The sequence below is a fragment of the Vibrio sp. 1457 genome, from assembly GCF_033340195.1.
In the GTDB taxonomy this organism is placed as follows: Bacteria; Pseudomonadota; Gammaproteobacteria; order Enterobacterales; family Vibrionaceae; genus Vibrio; species Vibrio alginolyticus.
Map to the genome: position 1 here is coordinate 243,712 of NZ_JAWOWA010000002.1, position 25,634 is coordinate 269,345.

Below are 25,634 nucleotides of genomic sequence, written 5' to 3' on the forward strand. Positions count from 1 at the left end.
ATTCGTTTATCCATTCATATTCAATGATTATAAGAGAGAGTTGTTATGCCTTTAGCTTTACTTGCATTGACGCTGAGCGCCTTTGCTATTGGAACCACGGAGTTTGTAATTGTCGGTCTGATACCGACTATGGCCTCCGACCTCAACGTATCATTACCTTCAGCGGGTCTTTTAGTTAGCCTGTACGCACTTGGTGTCGCGGTTGGTGCTCCCGTTTTAACAGCGCTGACTGGTAACTGGAAAAGAAAGTACGTTCTGCTTTCTGTTATGGCACTGTTTGTTCTTGGCAATCTGTTAGCCTGGCAAGCACCTGGATACAACACACTAGTTACAGCAAGGATACTGACCGGGCTTGCACACGGTGTGTTCTTTTCGATCGGCTCGACTATCGCCACTGGCCTAGTGTCAAAAGAAAAAGCCGCTAGCGCAATTGCTATTATGTTTACCGGTCTCACCGTAGCTCTAGTGACGGGCGTGCCACTTGGCACCTGGATTGGCCAGACATTTGGTTGGCAGGCAACCTTCCTAATCGTCGCGATCCTTGGAATCATCGCACTGATAGGAAGCGCTCTGCTAGTGCCGAGTAATCTGAAACAACCACCAGCAACCAAGCTGTCATCGCAAGTAAAAGTCTTGACTCAGCCTCGTCTACTTTTGGTGTACGCAATCACCGCGCTCGGTTACGGTGGTACGTTCACAGCCTTCACTTACTTGGCTCCTATTTTGGAAGAAGTTTCGGGGTTTGGCTCTAGCGCTATCAGCCTAATTATGTTGGTTTATGGTGTATCAGTCGCATTCGGCAACATCTGGGGCGGAAAGATGGCCGACTCTATGGGGCCAATCAAAGCTCTGACAGCGATTTTCTCGGGCCTAATTGTGGTATTGCTCGTGTTTAGTGTCACAGCATTTAATCCAATTTCTGCAGTAGTGACCATTCTTGTCTGGGGTGCCTTTGCCTTTGGTAACGTTCCAGGACTTCAAGTTTATGTTGTCAAACTAGCAGAGAAATATTCACCTGATGCAGTCGACGTCGCTTCTGGTCTCAACATTGCTGCATTTAACGTAGGTATTGCACTGGGTTCTTGGGGCGGTGGCCTTATCGTGGCCAATGCTGGGCTGATGCACACACCTTGGATTGGCGCGATCGTAGTATTAGGTGCTCTACTACTAACCCGTTTCAGCGGAATGCTAGACAAGCGTGGAGAGCAGCACGCAACGGCACACTGATTCACGTTCCGAATCTATAAAAATCACTTAAATTAGCCCGGCATTACGTCGGGCTTTCAATACAGAGTTTAAATACACCATTGACTGAGGTAGAAAGTTTATTCTACCCTTAGGTAAAACAAACGTTCTACCTGGTGTATCAAATAGTGAAAGAAAAAATCGCAGCAAGCCTAGAAAAAGCATTCAGTCAGTATGGCTTCGCCGAGCCTAGCGTACCCCAACTCAAAAACGCCTGCGAAGTCAGCCTGAGAACCCTGTACAAATACTACCCCTCCAAGGAAGCGATGATTGTTGCAGCTCTCGAGCATCGCCATCAAAGGTATTTGAGTTTTTTGCTCGAAGACGCCCCTGCCAATGGAACACCGGCTGTATTACACCTATTCACTCGCCTCGAGGATTGGATGAAGGAGTTTGCACCGAATGGCTGCATGTCCATCAATGCATTAGCAGCCTATCCAGAAAATCTATCAATTAATCAAGCAGTAAAACAACACAAATTGGCGGTCCGTCAGCTTATGGGCCAACTAAGTCAGCGAGAAGACCTCGCAACCACACTCTTTTTGTTACATGAAGGTCTATCCAACGCATGGCCGGTTCTCGGTCACGCTGCCTTTGCATCCGCTGAACGCACTCTGCTAGAACTAATGAAGGAGAACAATCAATGACCACAATCCCGAAAGTCATGAAAGGCGTCCAACTTATCGGTCATGGTGGGCCAGATATGCTTCGTTACCGCGATGATCTACCTGTGCCAGTCCCCTCGCCTGATGATGTATTGATCCAAGTTGCCGCTGCCGGAGTCAATAACACCGACATCAATACCCGAACAGCATGGTATTCTAAAAATGACGCCAATAGCATGGATGCAAGTTGGTCAGGAGACGCGCTATCTCTCCCTCGAATCCAAGGTGCCGATGTATGCGGTACCATCGTCGCTGTTGGTGAGAATATCTGCCCATCACGAATCGGTCAGCGTGTGCTTATCGAACCATGTATTACGCGCTTCCACAGTCAAGCACTTAGCTCGCCTTGGTACTTCGGTTCAGAATGTGATGGTGGCTTTGCTCAGTTCACTGTTGTTGACAGTAAACATGCATATGCTGTGAATAGTAGTTTATCGGATATCGACTTGGCCTCCTTCCCTTGTTCTTATTCAACTGCCGAGAACATGCTTGTCCGCTCTAATGTCACAGCGAGCGATACCGTACTGATTTCAGGGGCATCCGGTGGTGTTGGCTCTGCCGCAATCCAACTGGCGAAGGCGCGTGGAGCATACGTCATTGCTATCGCCAGCCCAGAAAAGAAAGAACAGATCACGGCATTAGGAGCAAACCAAGTTATCCCTCGCGATGCAAATTTAACAGCGACTCTCGGAGAAAACAGCGTTGACGTAGTGATTGATTTGGTCGCAGGAGAGCAGTGGCCACAATTTCTTCAGGTACTAAAGCCAGGATCAAGATACGCTGTTTCCGGCGCCATAGGCGGCCCAATTGTCGAGCTGGATGTAAGAACTCTTTACCTTAAAGACCTAGCGTTATTTGGTTGTACCGTTTTGGCACCAGAAGTATTCGGTAACTTGGTTCGCTATATCGAACAGAACGCAATTCGTCCCTTAGTCGCGGAGTCATTTCCCTTGAACCAGATAGGTCAAGCGCAAGAAGTATTTTCACGCAAGCAACATATTGGGAAACTGGTTTTGGAAATCACATAGCTTTTGTGATTAACAAAGACCTATACAAGTCATTGTAATTTGAGAACCCTTTAAGCATTCTACAAAATGTTCAGTAATTAGGAGTGCGCTACGGTTGGCTTAGCTTGTTATCCCTTTTCATCACGCTAAGCCAGCTTGTAAAAATATGTGTTTGTTTCTGAGTTATAAATGTTTAATACCAACATTATCTTACTTCTGGCGTTTATGAACAGAACCGAGATCTGAACGACTTTGGTGTTAAACCTACGATCCTATTAAATATTTTCCTGAACGCGCTCACATCTTGGTAACCCACTCTAAATGATATTGCGTCAAATGTTAGGGTTGTCGACTCAAGTAAATCACAAGCTTTTTGGACTCTTAAGCTTTGTATGTATTGGTTAACATTGAAACCTGTCGCCTTTTTAAAGCGTCGCTGCAATGTCCTTTCTGTTAAACAACTCAACTCTGCAAGCTCTTTATTGCTCAGTTTTCCTTGATAATGATCGTTTATATAGTGCTGTAGTTGAACAATTACCTCATCACCATGTTGGAAGTTTGGGGTAAACTGTTGATAAAAGCGTTGCTCTCTCGGACCAGTATCAATAACCAACATTTTTCCTAACAGGCGCATTACTGCCGGTGACGCAAATAAGGAAACCAATTCCAAGCCTAAATCCACCCATGACATCATACCCCCAGCCGTAATGATCGTTCCTTCGTTAATAAGGATGGCTTCTTGTCTTACGTGGATATCGGGAAACTGACTCGCTAATGAAGGAGCCAAGCCCCAGTGTGTTGTACAAGACTTATTGGTCAACAACTGGGTTTGAGCAAGAATAAAAGTACCAGCGCAGGCGGAGGCTAAAATCGCACCTTTACTATATTGGACATTTAACCAGTCGAGTAGCTCTGGCTCTGGTTCTAAGTAATATTGACCAGTGCCGCTGGGCGGAATCATTACCGCTGTTTTCACATCGAAGTGCGTGTTTGACCAGTGATCCAATATCTCTACTTCAAAGTGCACATCAACGCCCAATTTAGCCGCCGCACGGTTTGCCATCTCGAAGAGTTCGCTTAAACCATATACGGAGACTTGCGAGCTATCTGGGTAATTAACGAGTGCTATTTTCATTTATCTTCAAGTGTCGCTTTTTGACTCTTTTGTGTCATTTTAGACTCTAAAGAAGGTGGCTAAAAGTCTTTATATTATTCGTACCGCAATGATCCTCAATAAAAGGAAAAGAAAATGACTCAAAAAGCCCTACTTGTAATTGATTTGCAAAACGACTATTTCCCAGAAGGAAAGTTTCCTTTATGGAATACAGAATCAACTTTAGACAATGTTAAGAGAGCAATAACTAAAGCCAATGAGCAAAACATTCCTGTGATTCATATTCAGCATATTGCCGATCCTGCCATGGGCATTGCCCCATTCTTCAATGAAGGCAGCGACGGTGCCAATATTCACCCAGAAGTTCTTGCTTTAGCGCCGAATTCCGAAATCGTGGTAAAGCACTTCGCAGATAGCTTTGAAGGAACACGTTTAGAAGAAGTATTGGCAAGCAAAAATGTAACGGAGTTACTTGTATGCGGAATGATGACACAAAACTGCGTCACACATACTGCTATCTCAAAATCTGCGGACAAGTATGATGTTTCGATCTTAATGGATAGCTGTACCACGGTCGATGAAATGATTCACAACATTGCACTTCACGCTGTCTCAACGAGAGTTCCCCTCGTAACTATTGAAGATAAGCTGTAATACACGCAAAACCTTTCGCTCACACAATGCGGGCGAAAGGTCACACATATATGCATTTTCATTGATATTTGCTTACTTTGTGTTAAACATTGGTTTCCAAATAGTTACAAGGAAACATTTATGAAATGGATAGTCGCATTGTTTATTAGCTTATTTTCAGTTTTCAGCCATGCGAAAGAGTGGAAACAAATTCGCTTCACTGTTGAAGGGGCTTACCCTCCATTTAGCTGGACGACAAAAGAGGGAAAGCTAGAAGGGTTTGAAGTCGACCTCGCTAACGCGTTATGCAAAGAGTTAGAAGTAAAGTGCGTTATCTCAAAAATGGATTGGGATGGCATCATCCCTTCTCTCCTTAGTCGCAAGAACGATGCGATTATTGCTGCAATGACAATCACAGAAGAACGAGAAAAGAAAGTCGATTTCACCGTCCCTTATGCAAAAGTACCGACTCGTTTTGTAATGAAAAATGATAGAGAAATCAACATGGATGACGGCAGCCTAAATCGTTTATCTATTGGAGTTCAAAGAGCCACAATTGGTGATAAGTACCTTTCGGCCTTGTATCCAGATATTGATATTCGTCGTTATGGTACGTTCGATGAGGCATTTACCGATCTACTCAATGGACGGTTAGATGCTGTATTTGGCGGCTCAATCGGTTTAAGTGCTGGTTTTCTTGAAACTGCACAAGGTCAAGGCTATCACTTTACTGGACCAGCGTTTACTGAGGAAAAGTGGTTCGGCCGTGGCATTGGCGTAGCAGTGAGAAAACAAGACAAAGAATTAAAAGCATTACTCGATAGCGGAATACAAAAATTGATCCAGAGCGGTAAGCATAAAACCATCGCCAGCAAGTATTTCTCCTATAGTATTTACGAGTAACCTCTTTATCTTTTTATAGCCTGCGCGGTATAGGAAACTTCCCTTTCCCTATATGGCGACAAAAACGGAGCCCTCGAGCAGTCGCCCGAGGGTTATTTTTATAAAAAAGCCCACGTATATAAGTAACCCGCTCCCATGGCCATCGTTAAGATAACGATTAGGAAGGCAGCGATCATTTGGTTCTTAAAAATTGATTTCAACAAAATCACTTCTGTAAGACTTGCGCCAGCACTACCAATAATAAGCGCCATAACAGATCCAAGAGCCATACCTTTTTGTACTAGTGCCGCGCTAAGTGGAATGACCGCCTCTGCACGGATGTACAATGGAATACCAATGATTGCTGCGACCGGAATCGCGTACCACTTCGCTTCACCAGCGAACTCCGCAATGAACTCCGTCGGGATGAAGCCATAGATAAATGAACCAATCGCAATGCCCATCATGAGATAAGGGAACACTTGCTTAAAGTCTTTCCAAGTTGATTGCCAAATACGTACCCAGCGGCTAGGTTCTTTCTCTTCCACGACTGTCGCTGTTGCACTACCGTCTGATGAGCAGCAAGACACTTCCACTTTAGGTTCAGGTTTTGGTGCATCACCACAGCAAGATGTTTTCGCCGCAACTGGCGTAGGTTCATTGCAGGCGCTGGTACCACAGATTGATGCTGGTCTCGCTTCTTCTTTTTTCTTGCTTGAATCGCCACAAGAAGTACCGCACGAAGAAGAACCTACCGCTTGATATGCTTCTGGTTTGACGTAACGTTCAAACCCTAGTTTTTCAAGTACATAGCCTGCTACCACTGATACTGACATCGCGATAGCAAAGTAAAATACCGCAACTTTCCAACCAAAAGTCACCACAAACAAGCCAATAATCACTGGGTTAAGCAACGGGCTTGCAAATAGGAACACCATCATAGGTCCAAAACCTGCTCTTGCACGCAACAAGCCTTTTAAGAAAGGAATGGTCGAACACGAACAGAAAGGCGTAATCGAGCCTAGCAACGCAGCAATGAAGTAACCTTTACCCTTTTTCGAGCTAAGAATAGATTGAATTTTTTCTGGCGTTAGAAAATCTTGCAACACACCGACAATGTAGCTAATTGCCAGAAATAAGATGATAAGTTCGGTTGCTAGAAACGCAAACATATCCAGCGCTTCTTTAACCATTGTTATAATTTCTGTATTCACATTTACTCTCCTCGTCATTTTCGCTAACAAGCTTACCTGATAGATAAGCTTTCATTTCGATATTTCTGGAATTATAGAATCACAAAACAAAAAATCAACAGAATATTTCCATAAAAATGGAATAATAAAACTAGTCATTACTTATCATAAAGTTACATGTCGTTAGCTATGCAGACTGGTTGTCTATGATAATTTCAGAGCATCTCGAATCCTTTTTATCAAACATAACCTAAAATTATCAAAATAAGAAAAAACCATAATTATTGCAGCAGCACCCTCTGAGTTAGTATGACTTTCGACCATTCTTAATAATAAGGAAAACCTATGAGAGCGATAACTTACCAACGAGATAACGATACTTTCTCTTTATCCGAATTACCTACACCAAAACTAGAAACCCAATTTGATGTATTGGTTAAAGTTAACGCTGTTGGTTTGAATCCTGTCGATGCAAAAATTCATTATTGGTCAGACATGGTCACTAACATGGATAACAATTTTGTTGGCGGGTTAGACGTATCAGGAGAAATAGTCTCTGTAGGCGATGCGGTCGTTGATTGGAAGGTTGGCGATAAAGTGTTGTATCACGGAAACATGAGACGCCATCACGGAGGATTCGCTGAATTTGCTATCCATGATTCAAGAACGCTCATAAAGCACCCTCAGGTTCCGGTTGAAGTGGCAGCATCCACACCTTGCGCAGCCTGGACCGCATATCGCGCTTTGGTAGACAAGCTCGATATTTCAAATCGAAGCAGCATTTTTATCGCCGGAGGTGCTGGCGGCGTTGGAAGCTTTGCTATTCAGTTAGCAAAGACATTTGGTGTTGAACAGATCATTGCTACTAGTTCAAAAGCTAATCACGCATATTTGTCCTCGTTAGGAGCAACCCATACGATTGATTATCATCATGAAGATGTAGTTCAACGAGTAATGGACATTACCGGAAATCATGGCGTTGAGGTTGCACTCGATTGTGTAGGCGGTGATAACGACCGAATTGCAGCCTCGGTGTTAACCTTTGAGGGAGAAATGGTGGAGCTCGTCAAGACTGTCGACCCTTCTCAATATCCAGATGCCTTCTTAAAAGGCTTGGGCTTCCACCAAATAAGTTTGGGCTCTGGTCATGTCTTTGGCGAGAGAGGGTTTGCAAGTATCGTTAATGCCGGAAAGGAAGTGTCTGAGCTATTAGAAAATGGAGAATTGGAAGTACCGAAACTGAAGATCATCGGCTTAGAGGATGTAGGTAACGCACTCTTGGACATGCGAAATCAGAGAACAGTTGGAAAGATTGTCGTTAATCTGAACCAAAAATAATTAATAAAAATCTCGAGGCACACTGGCAAAGTAATGAGCAAGTTAAAGCATCTTGTTACTTTGCCAGATACGAAAGACTTTTATTTTATCTATAACGATGAATGAAAAACAAAATCTCTTGTCATGCTTCCCTGCACTTCACCAAAATTAGGCGTTTTCGAGAGTGTCTCTCCAAGCCGCTAGCAATTTAATATGACGTGGTTCAATCCCACAGCAACCACCAATAATGCTTGCTCCCTGCACATGCCACTTTTTAGCATACTCAAGATATTCAGTCGGAGAGAAATGACGAACTTCCTGAATGGTCTCGTTGGCTTGGTGCGCTTGCTTTATCGGAGCAAAGCTATTTGCGAAAACACCTATCGTCAATTCTCTACCTGACTCACTCAATACTGCTTGTGTATCTATGATCGCTTGCTCGACAACTTCAGGAATAGAGCAATTGAAAAAGATACCTGAAACATTTGTTTTCAACAGCGTATTAACCGCGACTTTAAGAGATTCCCCTGAGCGAAGGCGAGGCAAAGAGTTAGGGTCATCCATTAAGGTGAAAGCAAGATAATTGGGCTTATCTGTTTTGGCTAAAATTATTGATAGAATTTCAACTTCAGCAAGGCTAGACACGGTCTCAGCTAACCAAATATCAACATATTGATCTTGAGCTTCAAATAACTCAGAAGCCACTTCCAGTGCCCTTTTCGGCTCGAATAATTCAGGCCTGTAAGACCCCATTACAGGAGGAAGAGACCCCGCAACGAGCACTCTATCGTTAGAGCTGGTGACTACATCTCTGGCAATTTTGGCTGCAGATTTTGCTAACTCAGCCCCTTGCTTTGCATAGAGTTCCTCTCCTAAGTGAAATGGAACACATGCATAACTGTTGACAGTGATAATCTCTGCGCCAGCGTCTATGAAATTCTCATGTGCCATTTTTACATATTGTGGTGATTCAATTAGCGCTTGTGCACTCCAAAGCGGCTGAGAAAAAGGGGCGCCAATACGTTTTAACTCTCGCCCCATGCCACCATCTAAAATTGTTACTTTCTTCATTTAGACATCCATACCGCCAAACATCCATAAGCTCTATTCAAACACAATTTTTATCAATTCAAAATGAAATTGTTATGTTTAAAGTGAACAAAGACTTAATGGCTGATTAAACACTCTAGTATTTACCAGACCTTTCATTCGGACCAAGCTAATGTTATCGCCATTAACTTCGAGTAAAAATCCCATTATCTATGTCTCTCGGCGAGGCGAACGTTACGAGCCACAATAGTGCATGAAGTGATTGAGGGACTCGCCCTCAATCAAATTTTCTTTTTATTATAATACTTTAGATAAAAACTTCTGCAATCTAGGGTTGGTGGGGTTATCAAAAAATCGCTCAGGAGAGTCAGAAACCAAAAGCTCACCATCTTCCATAAACAACACCCTATCAGCGACCTCTTTTGCGAAACCCATTTCATGAGTAACCACGACCATCGTCATTCCGTCCTTGGCCAAATCTTTCATCACATCAAGAACTTCTCCAACCATTTCAGGGTCTAGTGCTGATGTGGGTTCATCAAACAACATAATGTTGGGCTTCATTGCTAACGCACGAGCGATTGCGACGCGCTGCTGCTGTCCACCTGATAAATGATTAGGATAATTATCCATTCTCTCCGACAGACCGACTTTATAAAGCAAATCTTTTGCTTCTTTCTTCACCGATTCAGGGTCACGTTTAGAAACCTTTAAAGGTGCTAACATGACGTTCTCTATCGCCGTTTTATGTGGAAAAAGGTTGAAGCCTTGAAATACCATGCCCACATCAGCGCGTAGTTTATTGATATCCGTAGATTTGTGGTACATATCGATACCATCTACGATAATAGACCCACTATTTATTGTCTCTAATTGATTGATCGTCCGTAAGAATGTTGACTTACCAGAACCTGACGGTCCTACGATGACAATCACTTCCCCTTTTTCTACATTTACCGATACGTCCTTGAGCGCATGGCAGCCATTAGGGTAAATTTTATTAATTGTTTTTGCTGAAATAATGTATTCCATTAATGACTCCACCATTAATCACTTGCTGCAAATTTCTTTTCTAACGTTTGTATTGCCCAAGATAAGGTACTAGTTAGAAGCAAATAAAGGGCCGCAACGGTAAACCAAACTTCAAATGGGGCAAAACTACCACTTACGACTTCCCTGCCCGCTTTTGTCAGATCAGTAATCGAGATCACGGAGACGAGTGAGGAATCTTTTATCAGGTTGATAAACTGCCCGGCTAAGGGAGGTAATGTCTGCTTAAACGCTTGAGGTAAAATGACATAAATCATCGCTTTGGGATAATTCATTCCTAGTGAACGCGCCGCTTCCATTTGTCCTCTTGGGATTGACTGGATTCCTGACCGCACAATTTCTGCGACGTAAGCGGCGGTAAACACGGAGAGCGCTATCACTCCCGCAGTAAAACGCTCAAGGTCAAGCACAGTACCAATAAAGAAGTAAACGATAAAAATCTGTACTAAAAGAGGCGTTCCACGAATGACCTCGACATACACAAGCGCCAGCTTTTTTAATGCCGGATTGCTGGATATACGCATTAGTCCGACAACTAAGCCCAACGCTAGAGCAATGATAAGTGACCAGAGTGAGATTTTAATGGTCGTCACAACACCATCTAAAATTGGGCCAGAGCGCCACTCTTTTATAGTTGCTAAGGTATCTCCTTCAAAAATAAGATCACCTTCATAGACGTCCACAGACTTATATTGGCTTAGTTCAAGAACAATATCACCATGAATACTCTCCAGAGCCAGTTGGTTATTCTCGTCGAGAATGATGTTCCCATCGACAGGCGCGGTAATGGATGAAGCAGCGTTAGTGGCAATATAAGGAAGGACACGCTCCCAATTCCAGCTGTAATCGATTCGCTTACCTGACAGATAGACAAGACCGCAAATTGATAGCAAAACAAGAACAAAAACAGCGTTCCACAATAGGGATTTAAAGTTATTTTGCATGTGATTCCGAGAATGACTTTGATTAAAGTTGGCTGGGTATTTGAATAAAGAAAAGCGTTAGCTTCACAGCGCGAACCGTTTGGTTGGCGATGAACCGAGCCAGAAGCTAGCCGCTCCTCTACAATAACAAAATGATTACTTAACTTGCTTTAACCATTTATCGTCGTTAAACCACTTATCGTAAATGCGATCGTAAGTTCCATCTCCCTTAATTTGACGTAAATAGTTGTTTAAGAAGTTAAGCGTATCTGGATTTCCTTGCGGCACAGCCCAACCCAAAGGCTCGTAAGTAAACGGTTTAGCCAAGTGCATTAACTGCCCTTTGTTTTCCGCCACATAAATAGAGTTGTAAGGAAAGTCATAAACAAACGCATCTACCTTTCCGTTGGCAACCTCAAGTACCGCTTCAGACTGAGTTTCGTATAGATTTATCTTAGCTTTCGGAAGGTATCGTTTTACCGCTTGCTCACCCGTTGTCCCAAGCTTAGTTGCAACAACATATTCTGGACTATTGAGATCTCGGTAACTAGACACTTTACCTTCATGTTTGAGATCTACGAGAATGGATTGGCCAATAACCACATAGGGATCAGCGAAATTCACCTGAGTATTTCGCATAGGTGTGATCGTCATCCCGCCCATAATCATGTGACACTTACCAGTCAACAGTGTTGGGATAATGCCATCCCATGAAGTGTTTACCGGCACAAACTTAACATCCATGGCACGCGCCATTTGTTTACCCAAATCGATATCAAACCCGATGTACTGCCCATTTTTTGCTGTCATTTCAAAAGGCATATACCCAGAATCAAAGCAGACTTTTAGCTCCCCTGTACTTTTGATGTCGTCTAAAATTGGGTCTGCATTAACCGTCGTCGAAACAGCTAACCCCAGTGCAGCAAAACACAATAACTTTTTCATGGATATTCCTTTATCATTTGTTGTAAAGTTTTTTTATACACGACAATAGAATAAAAAACCACAAATAATGACTTTTTAATCACTGGAATTTGTAGAATCGTCACTAAGACGGAAGATCTGAATGAAAATCTATACCAAGGCATTGCAATTGAATTGCATGCATTAAGTGATTAAGTTGTAGGCAGGTCACTATAACGACAACAAACATACGCTTTGACTGAATAGTCAGCGTTTCCGAAAGTGGTTTAATTATTAACGAAACCATACAGATATTCGCTTTTTCACATTGACCGTAATGTCAAAAGTGCTTGAGTTTTATTGTTGACAATTCTTCCATAGTCAATGGTCACAAATGTGATGTACAGCACATTTCTATAATGGCACTATCACCTTTGTCGAGAGATATTAACAAGGATTCGTTGGACATCTTGACTTTGTAATACAAATAAAAAGGTGACTATATGAAAAAACTAATGACGCTCTCATCACTATTATTATTCAGTTTATCTGCTACTGCTGGTATTCATGTCGAACACTCTACAAACAAAGTTGTTCTCAATGACTTTACGACAAAAGATGCCGCTTATAGCTCTGCGTTTGATCTTGTCGATGAATACCAAACGCTATCAAAACATGAACTTAGAAATCGTCTAAACATCATTGGAAGCGGTTTCCCTCGTGATATTGCAATCGATGATAGTAAGGTGAGAGTTGAAGAATACGCACTTAACCGTGATGAAGTTAAATATCGTGCAATCATAAACTTCGATTATCACTTCAGAACAAGTGACGGCGGTAAAAACTAAAAAATCATCTGCACCTTTACTTTCTTAGAGCCCTTCCTATTTTAAGAAAGTAAAGGTGTCTAATCACATTGAAACGACGGCTTTTCATAAATCGCTCTCTCCTTACATAAACAGTATCAATCCCTACCTCTATCGTTTACATAAAAATAATTTTTCCAATCTTCATTGAGATACATTTCGTCGTTTGGCGCTTTATCATTCACTTGGTTCGCCATATGGATTCCACATCACTTAAATGAAAAAGACCCTTGAAATTGAGTTCACTTTTTTATGAAGATTAACTCAACCTAAGATTGACAATTGTCGTTATATTTTTCTCGTTTATAGCAATATATAAAAAACTCTTTTTGTTTTAATTAACCATAAGACGTAAAAATAAAAAAAGGCAACAAGATACTTCTTGTTGCCAAAGAAAAAATCATCATTCAAAAAATATGAAAATGAAAACTAGCAGTGGACTAGCTAACAAAACAATTATATCCAAAACACTTTAACAAGTAACGATCAATATAATCCATTATATATGGATGAAAATCAGCACTTATAGAATTACACCGATAAATAAAAAAGCCTGAAAATAGTTTCAGGCTTTTTATATTTATTAATTTTTTAGAATGAATATCTCGCAGCTATTGCAAGAATATCGTCTTCATTGTCTACATCTGTAATTCTGTATTCTGCTAGTGCTTTAAAATTAGAAGTCAAATCGTACTCTGCACCTAGTGAGTAGTAATCGACGACGTCTTCATCATCACGCTCTAGATTGTTATAGCCAACAAGTGCCCAAAGCTTATCTGTTATTTCATAAGTGGCAACTGCTTCAATACCGGTGTAATCAATATTACTTTCAGAACCATCTTTAGCCCAGTTTTCACCATCACTGTATAAAACAGAGGCATAAAACTTGTCGTATTCAAATGCAATAGCACCCGTTAGCAGCTCTGCATCTTCTGCACCCGATTGCCCTTCACCTTCGTTGTAACCAAGCGCAACTTTGAAGCCATATGGCAACTTGTAGTCCGCCGCCGCACCATAAGAGGCTGCATCTGTTGACACTTCATCGTTTTCAGCCTGATAGCTAACATGAATATTCAAACCTTCATAGCTTGTCGTTAGCTTAAATACTGAATCGGAGCGACCGGTACCATATATATCCGCACTTACGCCAGCAGCTTCATTACCAAACTCCGGGAAAATATCCGTGTAGTCAGATACTAAAGTGACCGCACCGTATTGACGTCCATAACTTACTGTTCCGTAATCTGCACCAACTCCTACATAGCCTTTTCGGATATCAAATTCATCATCTTCAATCCCATCAGCATCTCTGCGATTAGACTTAAATTCCAACTCATATAAGCCGAAGGCATAAAGATCTTCATTTATTTTAGACTCACCTGCAAGTCCTACACGAATGTAGCTATTATCTCCGTCAGCATTTTTATCATCAGAGAAATAATACATCCCTTGCGCTCGGCCATGAATATTTAATACTGATTCTTGATCTTCATAAACTATGGCTGAATTTGCAGCACTTGCAGAAAAAAGTGCTGCGATTGCGATCGACGTTCTTGTCATTTTCATTTAATTACCACTACTTGTGTTGTTTGAATCGAGTGAGATTATGAACAGTGGCAATTATTTTTAAAGTGCAAATTCAACCATATTCTATGGATAAATATAAACAAGCCCTCAATCTAAAACATTATGTCCTAGTACTCATATTAGTCGAGATAATCCATCCAAACAGGAGGCGTTCCTATTATTTTTTGAACAGTATCAATGAACAGTTTGGCTAATGGTTGTTGATTTCGGTGAGTATACATTGCATATATTTCCCCTATTGCGGGAAGATTATAATCAGGAAGCAACTGTACAAGATCTTGTTTACTCAAACTCTCCTGAAGAAAGAACTGCCCAATTAAAGCATACCCTAGATCAGATTTTACGGCATCGAGCATTAACTCAGTTTCATTCACGAAGTACTGCCCGTTGATATTATACGTTCTAACGTCGCTTGATGACTGGCTTGGCGCTATACGTAGCTTATCCGCCTTAAAGTTAGCATTAGAGTATATTACTGCTGGCATTTTTATAAGCTCTTCTGGAGAGCTCGGGGCTCCATACTTGTCAATAAAACTCTTCGATGCAACCAGTGCCATATTATTGCTTGCCAACTTACGCACTATCATGTTGGACTCTCGGATTGGTCCGATACGAAACACAACATCAAAACCTTCGTGGATAACGTCGACTCGATTATCATCGAGCAGCAGCTCTACAGTAATGTTTGGGTACTGTTTTATAAACTCTTTAACTGCCTGATTTAAGTATGCTCTGCCAAAGAAAGTGGAGCTTGATATTTTCAAGTTACCCTTCGGTTCATCCTGAAATGTAGCAGCAATACTACGAGTTTCGGTTAGAACCTCTCTTACTTTCTTGGCTTGCGCCACCATCTCAACACCTGCATTGGTCAGGGATAGCGAACGCGTGGAACGGTTTAACAGCCGTAAGCCCAATTCATCCTCTAGCTTTTTGATCTGTTTTGACAAAGCTGAACGATCTATATGATTTCTGTCAGCAGCCTTAGCAAAAGTTCCGTATTCAGAGACATCCAGTAGTAATTCAAGTTGGCTTGCGAGATCCACTGCACAATTCCTTATTTAGTTTTTATTCTTTATGTGATGGGAAATGGATTTTACAAAATTAATTTCAATTTTTTATGGTTCAAATTGCATCAGTGAATTGCAAATAATGCACGAATTAAAAACGCTTTAATTTTCGTCGCTATCTTTAGCTTCTGTTTAGTTATTCCTATCTATTATGGCTTATTACATTTAACAATACTCCACGTCTTTAAAACCCTAAACTGATCTTTTTCAAACCAAAAAATGAGCATTTTGACCAATATTTAATCGTGCATTTTTATCACTACTCTATGTTCGCTGAGGGCCTATTTACCCATAGGTACAATGAATACAATGCCGTTCCTTTTAGTATGAACAGAATCATTTAGGGCGCGACAAATGTTAAAGAAAGTTTTCGGCATTGGCCTTTTATCCGTTTTAGCTGCTTGTGCAGACGAAGAGATAACCAAACAACCTAATACTCCCTTACCTACGATAGACGTCTCCAAAGTCATCTATGAGCCCGTTCAATCGTGGTTCACCTTTACAACAAGGCTTCAAGCCCCAGAGAAAGTTTCTTTAATGCCACGCGTTTCCGGAGTTATTGAAACGGTAGAGTTCAAAGACGGACAGAGTGTCAACAAAGGCGACTTACTCGTCACTCTTGATGATCGAACCTTCAAAGCTCAGGTCTCACGACTTGAAGCGCAAGTTAAGAGTGCTCGAGCTGCGCTAGAGCAAGCAGCAAACGAACAAAAGAGAGCCGCTCAACTTGTTAAGCGAAAGGCCATCTCAGCGGAACAAGCAGAGGCCCGAGATACCGCAGTAAAACAACGCTCTGCAGAACTAATGGCTTTGCGTGCTCAGTTAGAATCCGCAAAGTTAGATCTTGAGTTTACGAAGATATATGCCCCTATTAGCGGCACTATTTCAAGAGCATTCATTACTAAAGGAAACAATGTAAACGCAAATCAAAGCGTTATATCAAACATTGTCTCTAACGATCAGGTATATGCATACTTTGATGTCGATGAGCGAACTTGGAACCGTTACTTCTCGACAATCAATGCCGACTCTAACTTACCTACTCGTCTTGAACTATCTGGACAAAATGGGCAGGAGTTTTTTGGACGCGTTGACTTTGTCGACAACTCCATCAACGAAAACACCGGTACTTTGCAGGTTCGAGCGGTATTCGATGCAACAAAATCAAACTTAAAAGTGGGATCGTTTGGCCGAGTTCAGATATCAACAACCAAACCAGTTGAACGAGTTCTCGTTCCAGAGCGTTCTATTGGCACAGATCTAGAAAACCGCTTTGTATTAACACTCAATAAAGAGAATACGTTGCAATACAGCATCGTAACCTTAGGCGAACGTTACGGAACATTTCGTGCTATCGAGAATGGCTTGAACGCCGACTCAATTATTGCGGTAAATGGTCCAGCAAAAGTTGGCCCAAATAGCAAAGTCACACCAAAAAATGTCATGCTAGATATTAGCAATACTTCATTGATTATGGCTTCAAACTCAACATCGTTGCCAAACAAACGTTTAGCTCAAGACTAAGAAGACAACCGAATGAAATTTGCACACTTTTTTATTCAAAGACCCATATTTGCCTCTATGTTATCGCTATTGATATTAATAGTAGGCGCAATTTCACTTTTACAGTTGCCTGTGAGTGAATATCCAGAGGTTGTCCCTCCTACAGTAGTAGTTACAGCAAACTATCCTGGTGCGAACCCAAAAGTAATCGCAGAAACAGTTGCTACGCCTCTGGAGCAAGAAATTAATGGTACAGAAAACATGTTATATATGTTTTCGCAGGCAACCAGTGACGGCAGAATGACATTGACCGTAACCTTTGCTTTGGGTACGGACTTGGACAAAGCTCAGGTTCAAATTCAAAACCGCGTCACTACAGCTTTGCCCCGATTACCAGAAGCCGTCCAACGGTTAGGAGTTGTTGCCGAAAAAGCCTCTCCTGATCTCACCATGGTTGTGCATATATATTCTCCAGATTCTAGCCGTGAAGTCAGTTATTTAGCTAACTACGCTAATTTAAACTTGAAAGATGAGATAGCTCGGCTCGGAGGCGTTGGTGATGTGCGCCTTTTCGGTGGTGACGAGTACTCAATGCGCTTGTGGTTAAATCCAGATGAGCTCGCTTCTAGAAATCTAACCGTAATGGACGTTGTCTCCGCCGTCCGATCTCAAAACCAACAGGTGGCAGCAGGCTCATTAGGTGCGCAACCAGCCGCTAATGAAAACCAATTCCAAGTTTTGTTGAACGTAAAAGGCCGCTTGGAGAATATTGATGAATTCAACGACATTGTAGTAAAAGTTGACGAAACAGGGGCTTTGACACGTCTTAAAGACGTTGCACGCGTAGAGCTAGGTCAAAACTCTTATGCACTGCGCGCCTTGTTAAATGGTAAACCAGCGGTGGCGATGCCCGTATTCCAACGCCCTGGTGCTAATGCTATTGAGCTATCTAATCAGGTTCGTTCAACCATGGACCGTTTACAAGCAGCCTTTCCAGCTGGAGTTTCATATGAAATAGCCTACGACCCGACCGTCTTTGTTCGTGGATCGATAGACGCAGTGGTTCATACTCTGCTAGAGGCAATTGTACTAGTTGTTGTTGTAGTCATTTTGTTTTTGCAAACATGGCGCGCGTCTATCATCCCTATCATTGCGGTGCCTGTTTCATTAATCGGTACGTTCGCCGTAATGCAAATGCTCGGAGTATCGATTAACACGCTTTCGTTGTTTGGACTTGTTCTCGCCATAGGCATCGTTGTCGATGACGCCATTGTCGTCGTCGAAAACGTGGAACGGAACATCCATAATGGTCTTGCACCACTAGAAGCAACGAAACAAGCAATGACCGAAGTTACCGGGCCAATTATTGCAATTGCTTTAGTGTTATGTGCGGTGTTCATCCCGACGACCTTTATTACAGGGTTATCCGGTCAGTTTTATAAGCAGTTCGCACTAACAATTACGATCTCGACGATTATTTCAGCAATTAACTCGTTGACGTTATCGCCTGCTTTATCAGCACTGCTATTACAAGATAAGAACGCAAAACCCGATCGGCTAACCAAGCTATTGGATGCGGTTTTTGGTAAGTATGTTTTTGCGCCATTCAATAGAATTTTTGAGTACAGCTCTAACCAATATCAAGCTCTGGTCAAGAAGCTTATTCGCTTTAGCCTTGTTGTTGTGGTGGTATACATTGCGTTACTCGGGGGAACGGTTTCTCTATTCAAAGCGGTTCCTGGAGGATTCATTCCTCAACAAGATAAGCAGTATTTAGTTGCGATCGCCCAACTTCCAGATGCAGCAAGTTTAGATAGAACAGAGTCCGTTATTAAAGAAATGGAAAACCTCGCGCTGGCAACACCTGGCGTAGCACAAACCATTTCTTTCCCAGGCTTATCGGTCAATGGTTTTACTAACAGTCCGAACAGTGGCATCGTTTTTGTTACGCTTGAGGACTTCGATAAACGAAATGATCCAACTCTCGGCGCAAATGCGATTGTTGCATCTTTAAATAAGAGCTTTTCAATTATTGATGAAGCCTTCGTTGCGATTTTTCCACCACCACCAATCCAAGGACTTGGATCTACTGGCGGCTTTAAGCTTCAAATCGAAGACCGTGCGAACAAGGGGTTTGATGAGCTCTTCAAGCAATTGAACTTGGTAATAAGTGAGGCATCAACAAGACCCGAGCTGATGGGATTATATTCCACATTTCGTATACAAGTGCCGCAGATGGACATCCAAATAGATCGTGAACAAGCGATGCTGCAAGGTGTTCCTCTAGAGCAGGTTTTTGATGCGCTTCAAGTTTATTTAGGATCGTTGTACGTCAATGACTTCAATATGTTTGGTAGAACATACAAAGTGAATGCCCAGGCAGACATGAACTATCGTCTCGAACCTGACCAAATACTTAACTACAAAGTAAGAAATGCTGCCGGACAAATGGTTCCTCTCGGCGCTGTACTGGAGATCATACCTACGATTGGGCCTGACCGCGTGATGCACTATAACGGCTACCCTAGTGCAGAACTAAACGGCAGTCCCGCTTTTGGTTACAGTTCTGACCAAGCCCAAACGGCTATTGAGGAAGTACTGGATCAAAACCTAGCAGAGGGAATGGTTTATGAATGGACTGATGTAACCTACCAGCAGATTTTGGCTGGTAACACGATGGTGTATATATTCCCACTTGTTGTTTTGTTAGTTTTCATGGTGCTAGCTTCGCAGTACGAGAGTTTAAAACTACCATTCGCTATCATTTTGATCGTTCCTATGACCATTTTTTCTGCACTAGCAGGTGTTTGGTTCATTGGTGGTGACAACAATATATTCACACAAATTGCTTTGATTGTCCTTGTGGCTCTAGCGTGTAAAAATGCCATCTTGATGGTGGAGTTCGCTAAAGAACTTAAAGACAATGGCCAAGATACCTTATCAGCGATTTTGGAAGCATGTCGTTTACGTCTTCGACCGATTCTAATGACATCAATTGCATTTACCGCTGGTGTTATTCCATTAATGATTGGTACAGGGGCCGGAGCGGAAATGCGACAAGCAATGGGTATTGCCGTATTCTCGGGTATGGTAGGCGTAACGGTATTTGGATTACTACTCACACCTGTTTTTTACATGTTAGTGAGTCGAAACAAAAAACGTCAAACACTATAACCATAATATAAATACTCATTTATATTCATACTAAAGGGAGCTATTGCTCCCTTTTCTTTTGGTTATTAAGTATATTAATAATTTCTAGACAGAGCAGCAGTTATACATGAAACTAATACGCTAATATCTAACTTGGATAAACATTGTGGATTTAGCAAATAAACTACACCTGCTTTTAGAAGTCTCTAAAGCTGGATCTTTTGCAAAAGCAGCAGATGGGATGAATATCGACCGCTCTGTTTTATCTAAACACATCAAGCAGTTAGAAGAGCACTTAGGCGTTAGGCTATTAAACAGAACGACTCGCTCTCTTTCATTAACACAAGTCGGCAAGCAAATAGTTGAAAAAGCAGACCAAATATCTCAACTCCTTGATGATACTCAACAAATAGCGGAGAACTTTCAGACTGAGCCTTCAGGGAAAGTACGAATTTCAAGCTCAACATTATTTGGAAAACTCTATCTACAACCTTCGATAGAGAAGTTTTTACATAAGTACCCAAAAGCAAGTGTTGAACTAATGCTAGATGATCTTCATGTAGACGTGATTAGAAGTAATTTTGATATTGCTTTTCGAATCGGACCTATGAGGGATTCATCAATGGTAGCAAGAAAATTAGCAAAAAATACGACTGCAATCATTGCTTCTCGAAATTTAATTGAAAAACATGGTAACCCAGAAACGCCTGATGAGTTAGTTAAGCTACCTTTTATTATTTATTCAAATGGTAATTTTATTGTCGATAAACTTAAATTCTACGACAAAGCAAAATCAGATGGTTTAGATACATACCCAATATCAGGGTCATACATGGTCAATGAAGCTGAGCTAATAATTGAAAGCGTAAAGTCAGGTCTGGGCGCAGCACTTATAGGTCAATTTATGCTTCCTAAAAACCTAGAGTCTTCTAATTTAGTCCAACTTTTACCAGAATATGAAACTCAAGATTTTGGTGATATTTATGCCATGTACTCACACCGTCAGCAATCACCATTGGTTAGGGCATTCATTGATATCGTTCAAGAAGAAGTTGGCATACCACCAATATGGGAAAAGCATTTCAATAAAAGCTAGTTGATTCTATTTAACCAAAATTAACAGAAAATCAAATAAAATCAATAATTTAAAACAGAAATGTTTAAGATCCATCGAAGTTTAATGTTAGGTGAATTAAGTTCCATTCTAAATGGCGCTTAATTCACTAAATATAAAACACTCTTGATTTATAATACTAACAAATCCATCACCTATGCAAGTTACGATGTATATTAAAGAAAAACACACCTCGATCACTAGTTTGTTAGTATATAAAATATCTTATCTTATTTTTTTGGTTATTTATACGTTAGCAACGATTTATTTTAGCGTACAAATGGACAAAAGCACATCGGAGAACTCTATTATAGAAATGACTCAAATAGCATTTGTGCTTTTTTCATCGTTAATGTGTTTGTATAAATCTAAGGAATATCTTGAACTCAAACACATATTAGTAATAATGTCTTCATTTTTTATGGTTATATTCGTTAGAGAAATGGACTACCACATAGAGCAGTATTTCCCTCACGGTTCATGGAAGTACCCTGCTTGGATTATAATAGTCTCGGTCTGTTATTTTTGTTTTAATAACATAGTTAACATAAAAAATGAGGTAAAATTTTTCATTTCTCATTCTAGCTTCACGACATTAACGATTGGCTTTTTTATTGTTTTCTTATTCTCACGATTTGCAGGGTATGGTGATTTTTGGGTCGAGTTCATGGGGAAATCATATAATAGAGACGTGAAAAACTTGGTCGAAGAAAGCTTAGAGTTACTAGGTTACGCGATACTTTTAAACGGTGTTTTACTTATTAAAGTAGAAAACCACTAAGTATAAACAAAAGTTCAGAGCTTGTAGTTCAAGCTTTGAACTTTTTTTGGTTAAAAAAAAGCAGCAAATATAATTTGCTGCAAATGATGAAAAAAACAATATGCGTAAGTTAACTTCCTAGCAATGGATGCGTTAACGAGTTAATAATAACGAACCGTAACAATTAAGTCTCGTTGAAAATAATCCATAAAGAATGGCATTTATTACACTGTTAATTATGTAACCTTATCTAATCTAGTTATCACACGCCGTCGTTTTGATATCTTATCTCTTTCCGTCAATAAATAGCTTTTCACATCAGATCCCATTTATCATCCCACAACAGTCGGATTCACAACAAAGCAAAAAAAATCAATAAATTAGAAGTGGTCACTTAAAAAAATAAAAAGGAGTAAAAACGAAACTATGTCAGATAGAACATATTAAAGATCACCGACTCTGAGTAGAAAACCGTTCATACTCGTTACGCATACAATCAATAAAGACTTCCATCGCCGGCGTCACACACTTCCCAGCATGATAAGCGCAGAGTGGCTTGATCATCTGTGAAAATTCGGTGAACTCAAGCTCTTGTAAACTGCCCTCTTGCAACTCTTTTTCAACCGTAAAACGAGGTAAGTAAGAAATACCAATATTACTCTCAACGCAATTTTTGATCGTATTAATACTGCTAAGTTCGATCATGTTGTCGATGCTAATATCACGCTCTTGAATAATGCTCTCAAACATCTGTCGAAAAAGGCACTTAGGGCCATTGCTTATAAACCCTAAATCAATATGTTGCTCTCTCTTCTTTAAATCTAGCCCTTTTAAAAGCGGTGAAGCAACCAATACCAGTGGCTCCTGCTCAAACTCGTGGACCTTGAGCGTATCGTCATTACCTACTCGATAAAACACACCTAAATCAGCTTTATCCGCTATCAACTCATCTCGAATCTGATAGCAATTTTGTGATTGCAGAGAGAGTCGGACATTGGGCGCTCTGATCCTGAACTCTTTTAAAACATTAGCCATCTTATAAGCAAGTTGAGTCTCAGCAATCAGCACTTTCAATTCACCGGTCGGCTCCGAGTTTTCTTGCTGTGCTGTTCCCTCAATATTTTCCATCACTCGCGCCAGTTCATAGACGTAAGGCAGTATCTTTTCTCCTGCTTGAGTCAAAACCATCTTACGCCCTATTTTTTCGAACAGCTGCAGAGACAGATCTTGTTCCAACTGCTTGATTTGAAAGGTGACGGTTGATTGCGTGCAATAAAGCTTCTGTGACGCTTTTAGAAACGATCCTTCTTCAACAATAGCTTTAAAAGTAAGAAAGCGTTTTAGATTCATGACTAGACTCCACAACCAACAGTTCAATAAATTAAAAGTCTAAGTTTTAATTTATTCAATTTTTTAATCAATTGTAGCGAAGTATAGTGCAGTAAAAACAGGAGAGATAGAGATGACAGCCATCTACACCGCATTTTTTACTTACGTAATCATTACTTCAATTACACCAGGGCCAAACAACATTTTATCGCTCAGCATCGCGACGCAATATGGACTAAAACGCTCAACAAAAGTGATTTCGGGGATGTTTTGTGGCTATGTTGTTTTGATGCTACTTTGTGGCGCTTTCACGTATAACATGATCAGCCTCTTGCCCGTGATTACACCTTGGCTAACATGGATTGGAGCAGCTTATATTGTTTGGTTGGCTTGGGGGCTTGCTACGAGTGAGATCAAAACTTCATCGGATAATTCTAAAGGTATCAGTTTCTTAACAGGTTTCGGTTTGCAGTTCGTTAATGTGAAAATCATTCTTTATGGAATTACCTCTATTTCTACGTTCGTACTGCCCCACACTCAGAATATCTACTGGATCTTAGCGACTAGCCTCATTCTTGCTTTGATCGCACTTCTTAGCAACGTAGTTTGGGCCGTTGCAGGAAAGCTACTTCAATCGCAATTCCAGAGATATGGCAAAGTCATCAATATGAGCTTAGCAGCAGCTCTGATCTATTGTGCGACACAGTTATTTACTTAAGTATATAGTTGATCATCAAGAACAATATTGCTCTTCAACTTAGACGACTACGTTTATGTGAAGAGCAAATTCTGCTCTACAAATCGCTGCGGTTTCTCGTGCCCTTACTCGCTCCTCCCGCGCCTCCATACGGCAGTTTTTGAAGAAGTAGATTCAACGTCACTTAATCAACCTAAAGAGACGAAATCTTGTTTAGCTATACATACACGGCCTTGGCGACCTCGGCAATAACTAAGCATTACTTAGTATACACAAATCAGAAAAACTAAGATAATCTTAGTCATCCAAGTCCTTCGTATGAACTTTAAGTGTTGTTTAATAACCCACTCCCAGCCCGCCTTAAGCATGCGCGTAAACAAGCGAATCTGTCCCAAAAAGCACTGGGCATCCGTATCGGCATGGATGATAGTTCTGCAAGTGCAAGGATGAATCAATACGAAAGGGAGCGCCATACTCCCGACGTAAAAACGCTCAAACTTATCGCAGATGAGCTAAACGTGCCTCTAAACTATTTTTTTTGTGAAGATGAAATCACCGCTGAACTTGCTGTGAATCTCCACAAGCTGTCAAATGATGACAAGCAAAGAGTGCTTGAGAGCACAGCCCAGTTGATTGCGGACGCAATCGCTACGAACAAGTCGAGTACGTAATTGGGATTAAACGCCTAAGAATACGTATCAATACCAAAGAATCAAAGAGCATAACTAAGGGTTCAACATGGCTACAACAAAAGCACTTGTGGTTTTTTCCGGTGGGCAGGACTCTACGACCTGCTTAATCGATGCATTAAATACATATGATGAGGTTCATGCTATAACGTTTGATTATGGCCAGCGTCATTCAGATGAAATAGATATCGCTATCGAATTAGGTAAGCAACTTAACATCAAAAGCCACAAAGTCCTGGATGTAAAATCAATTAATGAGTTAGCGATAAGCTCGCTGACAAGAGACAACATTCCGGTATCTAATGACTTAAGCGATGCTAACGTACCCAATACATTCGTTCCAGGGAGAAACATCCTCTTTCTTACTTACGCATGTATCCATGCTTACCAGCTTGGTATTCAAGACATCATTACGGGAGTTTGCGAAACAGACTTTAGTGGTTACCCTGACTGCCGAGACAACTTTATTCGCTCTCTAAATCTCTCTTGCAATTTAGGTATGGATAAAGCCTTCAATATTAAGACTCCTTTAATGTGGCTTACTAAAGCAGAGACCTGGGCTCTCGCTGATAAGCACAATATGTTGGAGTTTGTCCAAAACAATACGTTAACATGTTACAACGGAATCGTTGGTAAAGGCTGTGGTGAATGCCCAGCGTGCCTACTGCGACAAAGCGGCTTAGAAGAATACTTAGCGAGCAAATAGTCTTTGTTAGCGGTAATAGCGCTGGGATAAAACCTTTTGCGTTAGCTTCTAAACGTTTTATCTCAGCGTGAAACTCCAGCCAACAGAGCTTCATTTTGATGCCGCCAGATTGGTGGCATCAATTAAATGCGAAACGATTGTCGAACCAAAGATAGCACCACACCACAACAGCCAACACTGC

General features: G+C 41.2%; 22 protein-coding genes. 13 read left to right on the plus strand and 9 right to left on the minus strand.

Annotated elements, in window-relative coordinates:
* Positions 1-45: 45 nt before the first annotated feature.
* The 3 genes from R7Z41_RS02910 to R7Z41_RS02920 all read left to right on the plus strand — a co-directional run bounded on the left by R7Z41_RS02910 (position 46) and on the right by R7Z41_RS02920 (position 2,938).
* The gene (locus tag R7Z41_RS02910; RefSeq protein ID WP_017635963.1) at positions 46-1,227 is read left to right on the plus strand and encodes an MFS transporter; all 1,182 of its coding nucleotides are present in this window, start codon (positions 46-48) and stop codon (positions 1,225-1,227) included.
* A gap of 143 nt (positions 1,228-1,370) precedes the next feature.
* The gene (locus tag R7Z41_RS02915; RefSeq protein ID WP_053307056.1) at positions 1,371-1,892 is read left to right on the plus strand and encodes a TetR/AcrR family transcriptional regulator; all 522 of its coding nucleotides are present in this window, start codon (positions 1,371-1,373) and stop codon (positions 1,890-1,892) included.
* A complete protein-coding gene (locus tag R7Z41_RS02920; protein ID WP_017635961.1) occupies positions 1,889-2,938 on the plus strand; it encodes an alcohol dehydrogenase family protein in 1,050 nt (349 codons plus the stop codon). Before R7Z41_RS02915 ends, R7Z41_RS02920 begins: the two co-directional genes overlap by 4 nt.
* A 202-nt stretch (positions 2,939-3,140) precedes the next feature.
* On the opposite strand, the gene R7Z41_RS02925 is transcribed toward R7Z41_RS02920, so the two are convergent.
* Positions 3,141-4,052: a GlxA family transcriptional regulator gene (locus R7Z41_RS02925; protein ID WP_318136303.1), complete on the minus strand. Its 912-nt coding sequence runs from the start codon at positions 4,050-4,052 to the stop codon at positions 3,141-3,143.
* 114 nt (positions 4,053-4,166) lie between these two features.
* On the opposite strand from R7Z41_RS02925, the gene R7Z41_RS02930 reads away from it, so the two are divergent.
* Both R7Z41_RS02930 and R7Z41_RS02935 read left to right on the plus strand, forming a co-directional pair.
* Complete coding sequence (locus R7Z41_RS02930) at positions 4,167-4,685, plus strand: cysteine hydrolase family protein (protein WP_005377333.1); 519 nt, start codon at positions 4,167-4,169, stop codon at positions 4,683-4,685.
* Between the two features lie 120 nt (positions 4,686-4,805).
* On the plus strand, positions 4,806-5,567 hold the full coding sequence (locus R7Z41_RS02935) for a transporter substrate-binding domain-containing protein (RefSeq protein ID WP_186585015.1): 762 nt from the start codon (positions 4,806-4,808) through the stop codon (positions 5,565-5,567).
* 98 nt (positions 5,568-5,665) lie between these two features.
* Here R7Z41_RS02935 and R7Z41_RS02940 read toward each other — a convergent pair whose 3' ends face one another.
* Positions 5,666-6,739: a permease gene (locus R7Z41_RS02940; RefSeq protein WP_242532995.1), complete on the minus strand. Its 1,074-nt coding sequence runs from the start codon at positions 6,737-6,739 to the stop codon at positions 5,666-5,668.
* Positions 6,740-7,084: 345 nt separating this feature from the next.
* Here R7Z41_RS02940 and R7Z41_RS02945 point away from each other — a divergent pair, with 345 nt between their 5' ends.
* Positions 7,085-8,077 (plus strand): zinc-binding dehydrogenase, encoded by a 993-nt coding sequence (locus R7Z41_RS02945; RefSeq protein WP_206970877.1) that lies wholly within the window; start codon positions 7,085-7,087, stop codon positions 8,075-8,077.
* A 147-nt stretch (positions 8,078-8,224) separates the two neighbouring features.
* Here R7Z41_RS02945 and R7Z41_RS02950 read toward each other — a convergent pair whose 3' ends face one another.
* The 4 genes from R7Z41_RS02950 to R7Z41_RS02965 form a co-directional block, all read right to left on the minus strand.
* On the minus strand, positions 8,225-9,127 hold the full coding sequence (locus tag R7Z41_RS02950; RefSeq protein ID WP_206970878.1) for a homocysteine S-methyltransferase family protein: 903 nt from the start codon (positions 9,125-9,127) through the stop codon (positions 8,225-8,227).
* A gap of 276 nt (positions 9,128-9,403) precedes the next feature.
* On the minus strand, positions 9,404-10,138 hold the full coding sequence (locus R7Z41_RS02955; protein WP_170893395.1) for an amino acid ABC transporter ATP-binding protein: 735 nt from the start codon (positions 10,136-10,138) through the stop codon (positions 9,404-9,406).
* Positions 10,139-10,152: 14 nt separating this feature from the next.
* A complete protein-coding gene (locus R7Z41_RS02960; protein WP_225477590.1) occupies positions 10,153-11,100 on the minus strand; it encodes an amino acid ABC transporter permease in 948 nt (315 codons plus the stop codon).
* A 135-nt stretch (positions 11,101-11,235) separates the two neighbouring features.
* Positions 11,236-12,024: a transporter substrate-binding domain-containing protein gene (locus tag R7Z41_RS02965; protein ID WP_005377324.1), complete on the minus strand. Its 789-nt coding sequence runs from the start codon at positions 12,022-12,024 to the stop codon at positions 11,236-11,238.
* A 461-nt stretch (positions 12,025-12,485) separates the two neighbouring features.
* Here R7Z41_RS02965 and R7Z41_RS02970 point away from each other — a divergent pair, with 461 nt between their 5' ends.
* The gene (locus tag R7Z41_RS02970; protein ID WP_005377323.1) at positions 12,486-12,830 is read left to right on the plus strand and encodes a DUF3316 domain-containing protein; all 345 of its coding nucleotides are present in this window, start codon (positions 12,486-12,488) and stop codon (positions 12,828-12,830) included.
* Between the two features lie 609 nt (positions 12,831-13,439).
* On the opposite strand, the gene R7Z41_RS02975 is transcribed toward R7Z41_RS02970, so the two are convergent.
* Positions 13,440-14,414, minus strand: a complete 975-nt coding sequence (locus tag R7Z41_RS02975) for a porin (protein WP_225477592.1) — start codon at positions 14,412-14,414, stop codon at positions 13,440-13,442.
* A 140-nt stretch (positions 14,415-14,554) separates the two neighbouring features.
* Positions 14,555-15,478 carry a LysR family transcriptional regulator gene (locus tag R7Z41_RS02980; RefSeq protein WP_206970880.1) on the minus strand — a complete coding sequence of 308 codons (924 nt, stop codon included), beginning with the start codon at positions 15,476-15,478 and terminating at the stop codon, positions 14,555-14,557.
* Positions 15,479-15,856: 378 nt separating this feature from the next.
* Here R7Z41_RS02980 and R7Z41_RS02985 point away from each other — a divergent pair, with 378 nt between their 5' ends.
* From R7Z41_RS02985 to R7Z41_RS02995, 3 genes are all read left to right on the plus strand, one after another.
* Positions 15,857-17,026, plus strand: coding sequence for an efflux RND transporter periplasmic adaptor subunit (locus R7Z41_RS02985; protein ID WP_206970881.1), 1,170 nt, complete (start codon positions 15,857-15,859; stop codon positions 17,024-17,026).
* A 12-nt stretch (positions 17,027-17,038) separates the two neighbouring features.
* Positions 17,039-20,179, plus strand: a complete 3,141-nt coding sequence (locus R7Z41_RS02990; RefSeq protein WP_005377311.1) for an efflux RND transporter permease subunit — start codon at positions 17,039-17,041, stop codon at positions 20,177-20,179.
* 145 nt (positions 20,180-20,324) lie between these two features.
* A complete protein-coding gene (locus R7Z41_RS02995; protein ID WP_205461551.1) occupies positions 20,325-21,254 on the plus strand; it encodes a LysR family transcriptional regulator in 930 nt (309 codons plus the stop codon).
* A 1,228-nt stretch (positions 21,255-22,482) separates the two neighbouring features.
* Here R7Z41_RS02995 and R7Z41_RS03000 read toward each other — a convergent pair.
* A complete protein-coding gene (locus R7Z41_RS03000; protein ID WP_005388203.1) occupies positions 22,483-23,382 on the minus strand; it encodes a LysR family transcriptional regulator in 900 nt (299 codons plus the stop codon).
* A gap of 112 nt (positions 23,383-23,494) precedes the next feature.
* On the opposite strand from R7Z41_RS03000, the gene eamB reads away from it, so the two are divergent.
* From eamB to queC, 3 genes are all read left to right on the plus strand, one after another.
* Positions 23,495-24,079, plus strand: coding sequence for a cysteine/O-acetylserine transporter (gene eamB / locus R7Z41_RS03005; RefSeq protein ID WP_005388201.1), 585 nt, complete (start codon positions 23,495-23,497; stop codon positions 24,077-24,079).
* Between the two features lie 308 nt (positions 24,080-24,387).
* Entirely contained in the window at positions 24,388-24,729 is a 342-nt protein-coding gene (locus tag R7Z41_RS03010) for a helix-turn-helix domain-containing protein (RefSeq protein ID WP_025768136.1), read from the plus strand.
* A 67-nt stretch (positions 24,730-24,796) separates the two neighbouring features.
* Complete coding sequence (queC, locus tag R7Z41_RS03015) at positions 24,797-25,453, plus strand: 7-cyano-7-deazaguanine synthase QueC (RefSeq protein ID WP_005377298.1); 657 nt, start codon at positions 24,797-24,799, stop codon at positions 25,451-25,453.
* The last annotated feature ends 181 nt before the right edge of the window (positions 25,454-25,634 follow it).

Coding starts and splice junctions, on each gene's coding strand:
- R7Z41_RS02910 (WP_017635963.1), top strand. CDS start 46: ATGCCTTTAGCTTTACTTGCATTGACGCTGAGCGCCTTTGCTATTGGA.
- R7Z41_RS02920 (WP_017635961.1), top strand. CDS start 1,889: ATGACCACAATCCCGAAAGTCATGAAAGGCGTCCAACTTATCGGTCAT.
- R7Z41_RS02925 (WP_318136303.1), bottom strand. CDS start 4,052: ATGAAAATAGCACTCGTTAATTACCCAGATAGCTCGCAAGTCTCCGTA.
- R7Z41_RS02930 (WP_005377333.1), top strand. CDS start 4,167: ATGACTCAAAAAGCCCTACTTGTAATTGATTTGCAAAACGACTATTTC.
- R7Z41_RS02935 (WP_186585015.1), top strand. CDS start 4,806: ATGAAATGGATAGTCGCATTGTTTATTAGCTTATTTTCAGTTTTCAGC.
- R7Z41_RS02940 (WP_242532995.1), bottom strand. CDS start 6,739: ATGGTTAAAGAAGCGCTGGATATGTTTGCGTTTCTAGCAACCGAACTT.
- R7Z41_RS02945 (WP_206970877.1), top strand. CDS start 7,085: ATGAGAGCGATAACTTACCAACGAGATAACGATACTTTCTCTTTATCC.
- R7Z41_RS02950 (WP_206970878.1), bottom strand. CDS start 9,127: ATGAAGAAAGTAACAATTTTAGATGGTGGCATGGGGCGAGAGTTAAAA.
- R7Z41_RS02955 (WP_170893395.1), bottom strand. CDS start 10,138: ATGGAATACATTATTTCAGCAAAAACAATTAATAAAATTTACCCTAAT.
- R7Z41_RS02960 (WP_225477590.1), bottom strand. CDS start 11,100: ATGCAAAATAACTTTAAATCCCTATTGTGGAACGCTGTTTTTGTTCTT.
- R7Z41_RS02965 (WP_005377324.1), bottom strand. CDS start 12,024: ATGAAAAAGTTATTGTGTTTTGCTGCACTGGGGTTAGCTGTTTCGACG.
- R7Z41_RS02970 (WP_005377323.1), top strand. CDS start 12,486: ATGAAAAAACTAATGACGCTCTCATCACTATTATTATTCAGTTTATCT.
- R7Z41_RS02975 (WP_225477592.1), bottom strand. CDS start 14,414: ATGAAAATGACAAGAACGTCGATCGCAATCGCAGCACTTTTTTCTGCA.
- R7Z41_RS02985 (WP_206970881.1), top strand. CDS start 15,857: ATGTTAAAGAAAGTTTTCGGCATTGGCCTTTTATCCGTTTTAGCTGCT.
- R7Z41_RS02990 (WP_005377311.1), top strand. CDS start 17,039: ATGAAATTTGCACACTTTTTTATTCAAAGACCCATATTTGCCTCTATG.
- R7Z41_RS03000 (WP_005388203.1), bottom strand. CDS start 23,382: ATGAATCTAAAACGCTTTCTTACTTTTAAAGCTATTGTTGAAGAAGGA.
- eamB (WP_005388201.1), top strand. CDS start 23,495: ATGACAGCCATCTACACCGCATTTTTTACTTACGTAATCATTACTTCA.
- queC (WP_005377298.1), top strand. CDS start 24,797: ATGGCTACAACAAAAGCACTTGTGGTTTTTTCCGGTGGGCAGGACTCT.